General features: G+C 45.7%; 8 protein-coding genes. 6 read left to right on the top strand and 2 right to left on the bottom strand.

Features of this window, described 5'->3' with window-relative positions:
- The first annotated feature begins 14 nt into the window (after window positions 1-14).
- Window positions 15-848, top strand: a complete 834-nt coding sequence (locus SMSP2_RS07090) for a tetratricopeptide repeat protein (protein WP_146683288.1) — start codon at window positions 15-17, stop codon at window positions 846-848.
- A gap of 18 nt (window positions 849-866) precedes the next feature.
- On the top strand, window positions 867-2048 hold the full coding sequence (locus tag SMSP2_RS07085) for a 4Fe-4S binding protein (RefSeq protein ID WP_146683287.1): 1182 nt from the start codon (window positions 867-869) through the stop codon (window positions 2046-2048).
- Between the two features lie 340 nt (window positions 2049-2388).
- Here the strand turns inward: SMSP2_RS07085 and SMSP2_RS07080 are convergent, their stop codons facing one another.
- Window positions 2389-4044, bottom strand: coding sequence for an electron transfer flavoprotein-ubiquinone oxidoreductase (locus tag SMSP2_RS07080; RefSeq protein ID WP_222566425.1), 1656 nt, complete (start codon window positions 4042-4044; stop codon window positions 2389-2391).
- A gap of 59 nt (window positions 4045-4103) precedes the next feature.
- Complete coding sequence (locus SMSP2_RS07075) at window positions 4104-6206, bottom strand: FAD-binding protein (RefSeq protein WP_146683285.1); 2103 nt, start codon at window positions 6204-6206, stop codon at window positions 4104-4106.
- Between the two features lie 553 nt (window positions 6207-6759).
- Here SMSP2_RS07075 and SMSP2_RS07070 point away from each other — a divergent pair.
- The 4 genes from SMSP2_RS07070 to larB all read left to right on the top strand — a co-directional run bounded on the left by SMSP2_RS07070 (window position 6760) and on the right by larB (window position 10490).
- Window positions 6760-7548, top strand: a complete 789-nt coding sequence (locus SMSP2_RS07070) for a hypothetical protein (RefSeq protein ID WP_146683284.1) — start codon at window positions 6760-6762, stop codon at window positions 7546-7548.
- A 373-nt stretch (window positions 7549-7921) separates the two neighbouring features.
- Complete coding sequence (locus tag SMSP2_RS07065; protein ID WP_146684838.1) at window positions 7922-8641, top strand: ThuA domain-containing protein; 720 nt, start codon at window positions 7922-7924, stop codon at window positions 8639-8641.
- 21 nt (window positions 8642-8662) lie between these two features.
- Window positions 8663-9691 carry a tRNA (adenosine(37)-N6)-threonylcarbamoyltransferase complex transferase subunit TsaD gene (gene tsaD, locus SMSP2_RS07060; protein ID WP_146683283.1) on the top strand — a complete coding sequence of 343 codons (1029 nt, stop codon included), beginning with the start codon at window positions 8663-8665 and terminating at the stop codon, window positions 9689-9691.
- 31 nt (window positions 9692-9722) lie between these two features.
- Window positions 9723-10490: a nickel pincer cofactor biosynthesis protein LarB gene (gene larB / locus SMSP2_RS07055; RefSeq protein WP_146683282.1), complete on the top strand. Its 768-nt coding sequence runs from the start codon at window positions 9723-9725 to the stop codon at window positions 10488-10490.
- The last annotated feature ends 21 nt before the right edge of the window (window positions 10491-10511 follow it).

The raw sequence follows: 10511 nt of genomic DNA, 5'->3' as shown, positions 1-10511 counted from the left end.
ACGAGGAATTTGCTATGAAAATGAGAACTATGTTTCTGCTGTTGTCATTGGGATTTTTAACTGCCGGTCTTGTTTACGGCGGTGAAGCTGAGGATAATTATGCCCAGGGAACAGAGCAGATGAAGCAGGGCGATTTTGACGGTGCGATGAAGTCTTTTGCCTCTGCTGCCAAGCTCGACCGCGAACAGACAAAATACCGCGAAATGTACTCACTTGTACGCAGGATTATCAAGACCCGCAATGTCATGGAGACCGAGGCGAATCTGGCAAAATGGAAACAGTACGCTGCCGGTCTTAGGAATTTCTATTATTCATACAGACTTTGGGATCAGGCTTACGAGCTTGATAAAGAGCTTTTCGCGAAAGAATCCACCGATGAGAACCGTCTGATGCTTGTTGAAAGCATGGTCGCCGCCGGCAAAAACAAAGAGGCTCTCGCGGAGTTGGACAAGCTGGCAGAGGAGAAGGTTGATAACGAAGCCAAACTTTACAGGGCTATGGCTCTTGGCAGCAGCGGCGAGAAAGACGCGGCCGCGGCAATTTTGAAAGATATCAAAATCGCAGATGATGCTCCTAACGGCATGAAATATTACGCATCACGTGCAAACATGGTTATTGGAGACAAAGAGCACGCCTATGAGTATCTCAAGAAGACACTCGAAGGTGTTCCGCCAAGCGCGATCGAGAATTTCCGCTTAACTGTTAAATCCGCTCCAGAATTTGCTCAAGTTACGGATTCAGAGGAGTTTACTGCTGTATTGAATACCGAGTCCAAGATTTCTGAATCTTCATGCAGCGGGGGCGGTGACTGCGGATCGTGCCGTCTTAGCAGTAGTTGCGGTTCTTAATAAAAGGGGCTTTTTAGAATGAAAAAAACTAATTTTCGGCTGATAGTACAAAGCCTTTTTCTGGCTTTTGTACTTGCGGCCGTGTTTATATTCCGCGAGCACGCAGAGGCCTGGTGTCCGTTTGGCGGAGTAGAGACTATTTATACATACGCAAAAACCGGTAAAATGGTATGCTCGCTGGCGGTTTCCAACATTTACATACTCATATCCGTGCTTTTGCTGACTCTGCTTCTGCGGCGTGTTTTTTGCGGCTATGCCTGCCCGATCGGAGCGATATCGACTTTACTTCGCAAGGGCGCTGCCAAGATCGGCATAAAACAGATCCATGTAACCGGCAAGGTTGACCGTGTTTTGCGGCTGCTCAAGTATGTAGTTCTGGCAGTGATTCTCTATGTAACATGGACTCACTCTGAGCTGTATTTCCGGACGGCAGATCCGTGTTATGCACTTATCAGCAGGCACGGCGAGGACATCACATTCTTTGCCTATATTGTTCTGGGGCTGATTATTCTGGTTTCTTTGTTTATAATGATGCCTTTTTGCAGGTGGTTTTGCCCGCTTGCCGCTGTAATGAACCCCATTTCACGTTTTGGATTCAGCAAAATTAAACGTGATACAGATGTCTGCATAGACTGCGGCAAATGTTCAAAGATATGTCCAATGGAAATTGATGTTGCAAACGTCAAAACCGTTAATGATGCCTCCTGCATGAGCTGCGGCGACTGCATCGAAGGATGTCCGGTTAAAGACAAAGGCGCTTTGAAGCTCAATTTCATAAGAACCATTCCTCGCCCCAGAATTGTAGCTGTTATAGTTATGATAGCTTTGTTCGCCGGTGCAGTGTTGGCTGTTAATTTCTTTGATATACCATCATATATTCACGTTCACGATGACCCCCAGGGGCATGGCGAGCTTGAAACATTAGAGATGAACGTTACGGGAGTTAATTGTAACGGCAGCGCAATGCTGTTTGTCTTTTTCCTCGAAAGAGATGATATCTATGAGCTTCCGGGTTATTTCAAGGTAGAAGCCTGGCCTCACCCCGATACCGCCAGGGTTAAGATACATTATGACACTGAAAAAGCAGACGAGACAATGATCTATGAAGCTGTAACAGAGGCATACTATGACCCGATAGACGAGCGGTGGCGTGTATCGCCATTTCAGATAGAGGGTTATGACCCGTTGATGCTGGAATAGCAGTCTTAGGTTAAATTACGATAAACTTACAATATCGGCGCAGTTCACAGAGCTGTGCCGATATTTTTTTTGGAGTATTATAGAACTGTGAAGGGTAGATTACGTACTGGATTTGTACAGGCAGCAAATAACGAGATTAGTTGCTTTCGAGGAAATAAAAGGAGATTCGAAGACCGCCGAGAGGAGCGTAAGGGGAACACTCCTCCCGGCAGCAAAACCGTAACCAAATAATGATGGCGAGTTAAATTAATTAACTTATTTAACTATCGGGATTTTACATAATTTTCTTTAAATAGCAATTTGTTTTTCTTCTTTTTTTTATAACCTCAAAAAAACATCGTTACATATTTGTATATCTTGGCCCGCCTCCGCCTTCGGGTGTGACCCAGCGTATATTGTCATAGGGGCATTTACGCTGGCACGTTTTACAGTGAAGGCAGTTTGATGGGTTAGCCGGTTTTGTCTGTCCTGATATTGTTTCATAAACGCCGGCCGGGCAAAATGTTATGCAGGGAGAACCAAATTTTGGATCGCACTGTTCCATACATATTCCTGGATCTCTAATTTGCAGATGGCAGGGCTCTTCTTCCCTGTGCTGTGTGCAGGCCAAAGCTGTGAAAGTGTCTTTGTCAAATTCCTTGTAATGTTTGAGCCGGTACTTTGTTTCTTTCATAGTTTTATAATCCGGCTCAATTTTCCATTTGGGCAGAATATTCCCGATGACTGACAGCGGCAGTCCCAGAATCATTCCGAATTTTGCGATTGTCTGGCGGTAGTTTTGAGCTGTTTTCATCTCTTTTGCAATACTGCTCTGCTCAACAAGTTTTGTATATTCAACTGCTGCGGCAGTGGGTTCATTGATTTTGGCCGCTATTGCCTTTCCCGCCAGCATTCCGGATTTTACGGCGTTATGAATCCCCTTAATCTTCTGCATATTAACAAAGCCTGCACTGTCTCCAATCAGTATGACATTTGCCTTGCCGATGCTGCCGGTTTCCAGGTCTCGCGGCACTGCCAGCCAGCCGCCTTCGGGTATCATCTTTGCTCCTGCTTCTGCTACGACACCGTCAGATATATATTGATGGACAAATGGGATGTTTTTGAAGTGTGTAAGCGCATCCTGCGGGTTGAAATTGCAGTCTTTCCAGTCCAGGGCAGTAATCATGCCGACCGCTATATGGTTTTTATCCATTGCATACATCATGCCGCCGCCGAAGATACGCGGGCCTTTAAAGATGGAAAATATCGGATATCCCATCGCGTGCACGCATGAGCCGCTGCCGAATGCCTGGTATTGATCGTCACTTACACGGATAACTTCTTTCACTCCAACGGAATAGAGCTGTTGAGCTTCTCTGGTGAGTCCGGCTTTTTCTACAAAAGTCTCTGTCAGCAATCCGTCGCAGCCTTCGGCGAGAATGATTGTGTCTGCGTATATTTCTTCAGGGGGCAGGTAGTTAGGCTGTTTTTCGCCTTCGCGGCTAAGTCCCTGTTCGCCGATGACTATGCCGGCGGCCTTGCCGTCTTTGTAGATTATGTCTCTGATTGAAAACCCATGTATAACCTCAATGCCCGCCTCACAAGCAATTTTGCTCATAAGTTCGGTCAGTTTGCTTATAGATATCATGTAATCATCTTTGTGCATCATTGAGCCGAGGCCGAGTTTTAGCATCTTGGCAATTTTCAGCGGCAAAGACATGCTGATTTTGCATTTTTCATTCATAAAGAAACAAATCAGGTCTTTGTCAATTCGCCGCTGCAGGACATTCTGGATGTTTTCATCTTCCCTCCATTGCGGCATTGCCATATCCAGAAACTCCTCCAGTATTTCCGGTTCAACCGCGGCGCCCGAGAGGTTGTGGTTGCCGGGTGCATGAGCCTTGTCAACAACGCATATCTCTGCATCGGGTTTGAGTTTTTTTAGTGTAATAGCCGCGGCAAGCCCTGCCGGACCGCCGCCAACAACTATTGTCGATACCCTGTTGTAATCTCTCACTTTTATATTCTCCATGTTTTAGATAAACCGGTAAAATCTTGTTTTTATATAATCTTTGGTCAGTTTTGTTTCGCTTCTTTAATGTATTTTATCAGCTCGGGCACCACCTTTTCGACGCCGTCAATCATATAATAGTCGCACTGTTTGAGGATTGGCGCTTCAGGGTCTATGTTAACCGCGAATATCGTTTCGGTGTTTGCTACGCCGATCATATGCTGAATCGCTCCGCTGACACCGAGTGCGATATAGATTTTTGGGCCTACAGATGTGCCTGTCTGGCCGACCTGGTATGCCCGGTCTATGAAACCCTGTTCAACCGCGGCACGCGAGGCTCCTTTTTCTACAGTAATATCAAGCGTGTGCCGCATCGCTTCTGTTAAACCGTCAAGCAGCCGCAGGTAATTGTCCTGGCTTTGGAGGCCTTTGCCGCCGGTTACTATTGCCTCGGATTCGAGTTTCGCGCCGGCAGTGGAGCGTTCTGTCTTGATTATGTTCAAATTGAGGTCTTCTTCTGTGAGTTTCGTGGGGCAATCTACCAGCTCACCCTTGCGGGCTTTATCTATCTCAAGGGCTTTCATTACACCCGGGCGCACAGTAACCATCTGGCATGTTGAGTTTTTAGTGTAAATCGTTGCCATAATGTTGCCGCCAAGTGCCGGGCGTGTCTGCATGAGGATTGCGTTTTCCTGTTTCTTGGTAACATCGCGTATATCCAGCGAGGTACAGTCCGCGGTGAGGCCGCAGTCAAGCCCGTAAGCGATCATTGGTGCCAGTGTCCTGCCTCTGGGAGTGGCGGCGTAGAGCACAATCTGAGGTTTGTACTGCTCGATAATACCGGCAATGACCTTGCGGTAGGCCGAGGGCTGAAATTCTTCGAGGAGTTTATCCTGTGCGAGATATACAATATCCGCTCCGGCATGGAACAATGAGTCTGTCAGCTCCGCGACATCACTGCCGGCCAGGACAACGCCTACTTTTTTGTGAAGTGAATCTGCCAGCTCGCGTGCCTTGCCTATGAGCTCAAACGTAGATGAATGTATTTTTGGCCCGTCGTGTTCTGCGGTTACCCAAACATCGCCGTCATAATAGGGCTTCATATTTGCAAAGCCCTTGAGCAGTTCTCTAACTGTGTTTTCATGGAGTTGGCCCTCCATGAGCTTTACAACGGCCTCTGTTTTTTCATCGTCTATTTCATCGGGTGAGTTAACTCCTGCCTCCATAAGTTTTTCGGCGATCTGGGCACATGTCTGGCTGTCTTTTTCGAGGCTTTCAAAGCTGCGGTCAAACGGGGTTTCTCTCTCTAAGGGAAGTATATATCCGTCTCCGCTCTGCTGGTCAGCTGCTTTTGCCGCGTCGTCGGCTTTGCTGCTTTCAATGATTAGCTCGGCAAATTCCTTTATATCGGTGATTTCTTTGCATTTTCTATTGGTTTTTCCGGGCGGAAATACCCTGGTTACCTGTGTTTTTGAACCGTGAACGCCTATTCCGGTTGCGTTTATGTCATCGGCTCCCCACTCTATAAGCTCAACTTTGTTTGCCTTTCGTGTTCTGGCAAAAGTGGCAAACAGGGGATATTCGTATTTGGCGACTGTTATAACCGCCGGTTTTACCTTTGGAGACACTATCTGACTGCCGCCGGAGATAATACGTGTGATTTCAAAATGCCCGTCTTTGTATGATGCTTCTGTAGCGTAAGTTATGCAGGGAAGCGAGAGTTCCTGGGCAACCTGCGGAGGAACCTGGGCGGTGTCGCCATCAACCGACTGCATACCGCTGAGTATATAGTAGTCTTCTGAACCGTCGAACATTTCCGCGACAATCTTCCTGACAGCAAAAGCCAGCGGGTTTCCAGTAGCCCAGGTGTCGGCTCCGCCGAGTTTTCTATCGGTCAGCAGCACCGCCGAATCGCAGCATCTGGCAAGAGAATACCTCAGAACTTCCGCGGCGGAGGGCGGCCCCATTGTCAAAGCAACTACGCGGGAATCTTTGTCATTAGATAGAGACTTCATAAGTTGTGCAAATGCAAGAGCTTGTGTGTCTAACTCATTGATGACGTTGGTGAGTTTGCTTCGGATGAGTGTACCGGTTTCAGGGTTGAAGACATTGTCGGTTATCTGAGATACATCAGGAACCTGCTTTACAAGAACTATATAGTTGCTCATTGATCAGTAAACCTCGCTTATGATTTTATATATTTCAACAATATTATAGTTTCAGGGCCTCTAAAGTAAAGTGAATATATCAAGAATCAGGTGTATTAGAGCTGCACTTTTTGCCGCCTGGCCGGCTGTAAATTAAATATATAAGTAAAAACTCTAAAAATAGATACATTACCTGTCTCAAGCCCAATTCGAAATTATATTGTTAATTCAGCTTATATTAAGCCCTTAGAATGCAATGTTAAGCGAAAGTTGGTTTTTTTGCCAATATAAGCGTAAATATGTCAAATAATGACAGGATTATTTTATCAGGATACTGAATGCCCGAAAATGTAAACATATTTAAAATGGGGACAGTTAACCTTTTAGGAGTGATTTGCCGCGTTTTTTATTGACACGGGCCGGCGGGCGTGGTAGTCTAAGTATTGGTTTATAAAAGTATTAGAATTGTAGTGATGAGTTTGTGACGCAAATGCAGGATTGTCTCAGATTCGTTTAGGAGTAAAATGGAAAAGCAGGCAGGCAGTCGGCTGCGGCCATTACCGTCGGCAGGTCAATGACACTTAAAAGAAAGACAAGGATGCAAAAAAAGAATAAAAATACAAACTTAATGGGTAACTGTCCTCCGTTTCCTGCAGAAAAAATTGATATAAATAGCCTTATTTCAAAAGATGATTATGAACTGACAAAAGATTTTAACTCTTTTTCTAAATGGTATCTTTCAGTTAATAATAAATACGAGACCTGGTGTATTCAAAAGAATGAATCTCGTGACAGTGAGGGGAAATATCATGGTTTAAATAATAAGTTAATAAAACGGTTTAAGGAGGAAGCAAGACCTGTATATCATTATGTAAAACATATAAAGAGAAATTTTCCTGAAATTAAGATTAAACTCGAATCTGGCAACCAGGTCTATGACGCGATACTCGACCTTGATCAAGAAAACTCAATAAAGGTTGAAGTTACATGTGCTGCAAAAGAGAAAGCCATTGGTTTTCATAAATCATTAATTAGGAAATATGGAGAATCTCCAGCTGACTATAATATAGACACTGATAATACAGATTATGTAAACAATTATACTCGTTACCAAGGTTTTGATTTCATCTCTCCGGATGACGAAAAGAAACTCAGGTATGATTTAATTAGAGAAGCCATATTTAAGAAATGCAGGAAAAAGTACAGTCAAAACACTATACTCTTAGTTGCATTTGATGATAATTGTTTCAAAGATATATCAGATTTTAAAATCACAAAGATCAAATTACCTAAAATAAACCAATTCAGAAAAATCATATTATATGGACAGATCCATAAAAGAATATACACTCTCAGCAAATAATAAGAGCATATAATATTTACAGCTCATCAGAATCGGCAGCTTCCTCTTGGGGAGAAATAAAAGGGTAAAGACTCTTTCTTTCGTAAGTTATTCTTTTAAAGAGTTTTATAGTTGGTGTGATAAAGTATTATGATGTTGAGGTTGTCCCCATGTTCTGTGCAGTGAACCTCTTGTTTTAAGGTGTTTTTCGATTGAGTTTTTAATTTGTATAAATCATAAAAATACATTAAAATTCTTGTTCTATAAACTGTTGCAAACTATATTGGTGTTTTTAGCCGATGTTAAACTGTAATAAAATATTTACATAAACCTCATTGGTATTGTATCTTAAGTAAACCAGAATTATTAAAGAAGATGAGTTTTTAAAATGACAATGATAAATGTTACAGTGTGGAACGAGTTCCGTCACGAGCGGCACAGCAGTGCCGTCCGCAGTGTTTACCCTGAGGGTATTCACCAGGCCATAGCTGCTTATCTCGCTTCACATCCTGATATGCTCTTGAAAGCCGTTACGCTCTCGGATCCGGAGCAGGGACTGGGGGAAAAGGTTTTGAACGATACCGATGTCCTGTTATGGTGGGGGCATACCGCTCATGATGAGGTCGATGATGAGCTTGTAGAGCGTGTCTGCAGCCGGGTTCTGGCGGGTATGGGTCTTATAGTTCTTCATTCCGCGCACTTTTCCAAGGTTTTCAGAAAGCTAATGGGCACAACGTGCAGCCTCCGCTGGCGTGAAGAAGGCGAGCGAAGCAGGCTCTGGACTGTAAACCCTTCACATCCGATCTGCCGCGGCGTGCCGGAGCAGATAGTTATCGAAAACGATGAGATGTACGGAGAGTTCTTCGACATACCCGCGCCCGATGAGCTTGTTTTTGTGTCATGGTACCAGGGGGGAGAGGTGTTCCGTTCCGGTTGTACCTGGCAGAGGGGAAAGGGCAGGATTTTCTATTTTGCGCCCGGACATGAAACCTACCCTATTTACCACACACCTGAAATCCTTAAGATAATTGAAAATGCCGTACGATGGGCCAGACCGGAATCAATAGGCGATGTGCCCGATTGCATAAAACAGCCGCCATTTGAAAAAATATAGTATTCCCGTAGAGGACGATAAATGCCCGAAAATGTAAACATATTAGCTATAGAAACCAGCTGCGACGAGACAGCCGCGTCAATCGTAACTAACGGCAGGCTCGTACGTTCGTCTGTTGTAGCTTCACAGGTCGAGATACATCAGCGGTACGGCGGCGTTGTTCCCGAGATTGCCTCCCGCGCTCATATAGAAAAAATATATCAGGTTGTGGAGAAGGCTCTCGCTGATGCAGAGATGAAGCCCTCTGAAATAGATGCAGTTGCGATAGCGAACCAGCCGGGGCTGGTTGTTTCGCTGATAGTGGGCGTTACCGCCGCAAAGTCGCTGGCGTTTATGCTGGGCAAACCGCTGATAGCAGTCAATCATGTACACGCTCATCTTCAGTCGGCGATTATCGAAGACTCTCAATTGGAGCTGCCGGCAATAGCTCTTATCGTATCCGGCGGCCACAGCAATATTTACAGATGCAGCTCGGCAGTGAATCTGGAGCTTATGGGCCGCACTATCGATGATGCCGCGGGTGAGGCGTTCGACAAGGTAGCCCAGATACTTGAATTGCCCTATCCCGGCGGGCCGAGTATTGAGAAATGTGCTCAAAACGGCAACTCCAAAGCCCACCGGTTCCCACGCTCAATGCTGGGCAAAGATTCTCTTGATTTTTCGTTCAGCGGCATAAAAACCGCTGTTTTGTATCATTGCAACGGGCAGGATATGAAAGGTCAAAGCCTGGTACCGAATATGAGCGGGCAGGAAAAGGCCGATATCGCGGCGTCGTTCCAGGCGGCAGTTGTGGAGGTACTTGTCAAAAAGACAATGTTGGCCTCTAAGCGTGTAAGTGCGCGAACGATCGTAATGGGCGGCGGTGTCGCTGCCAATACGGCTCTGAGAGAGGCCATGCAGGCAGAATGTGACAGGCGGCACCTGAAGCTGCTCATCGCTCCCAAAAAATACTGTACCGATAACGCGGTTATGGTCGCTTCGCTTGCTTATGAAAAATACAAAGAGGGCCTGTTCGCGGATATGACACTCGAGGCAAAAGCAAGCTCTTGATAAATAACGAGTTAATATCAGTCAGGACATTATGAATAAAGAACAACTTGTCAAATTACTTGAAGATGTAAAAAAGGGCGGCGTTGAAGTTGATGCTGCCGTAAAACAGATAGCGTCATTGCCTTTTGCTGATATAGGTTTTGCCAGGGTGGATAAGCACAGGCATATTCGCTGCGGCTTTCCCGAGGTTATATTCTGCCAGGGCAAGGCGGTTGATCATGTGGTGGAAATTTTCCGTGAGCTTGCATCTACAGGTCATAATGTCCTTGCGACGCGTGCCAGTGAAGAAATGTTCGCCGCGATAGAGAGAACCGGTGAATTCCCCGCCGCGAGGTATGAGCCGCTCGGCCGAACAATAACACTCAAACAACAGACTGAGAGTGAGCCGCTCGGCCGGATAACCGTTATTACCGCCGGCACAGCCGATATACCCGTGGCTATGGAAGCGGTGACAACGGCGGAAATACTCGGGCAGAACGTTGAGCTTATCTGCGATGTTGGTGTTGCCGGTCTGCACAGACTGCTTGATAAGGTTGAACTGCTTCAAAGCTCAAATGTCGTTATCGCTATCGCCGGCATGGAGGGGGCACTGGCAAGCGTAGTTGGAGGGCTGGTAAGCTGTCCGGTAATAGCCGTTCCAACCAGCGTCGGCTACGGCACCTCGTTTGGCGGAGTAACGGCACTTCTGGCAATGCTGAATTCCTGCTCTTCCGGTGTGAGCGTAGTAAACATTGACAACGGTTTCTCCGCCGCGTACAACGCAAGCATTATCAACTCTATGATAGAAGAGAAAAACTAAAAAGCCCCATGAGCTTACAGG

This window comes from Limihaloglobus sulfuriphilus (assembly GCF_001999965.1).
Classification (GTDB): Bacteria; Planctomycetota; Phycisphaerae; order Sedimentisphaerales; family Sedimentisphaeraceae; genus Limihaloglobus; species Limihaloglobus sulfuriphilus.
Note: the sequence above shows the minus strand (reverse complement) of the source record. Positions and strands in the feature narration are given on the sequence as shown.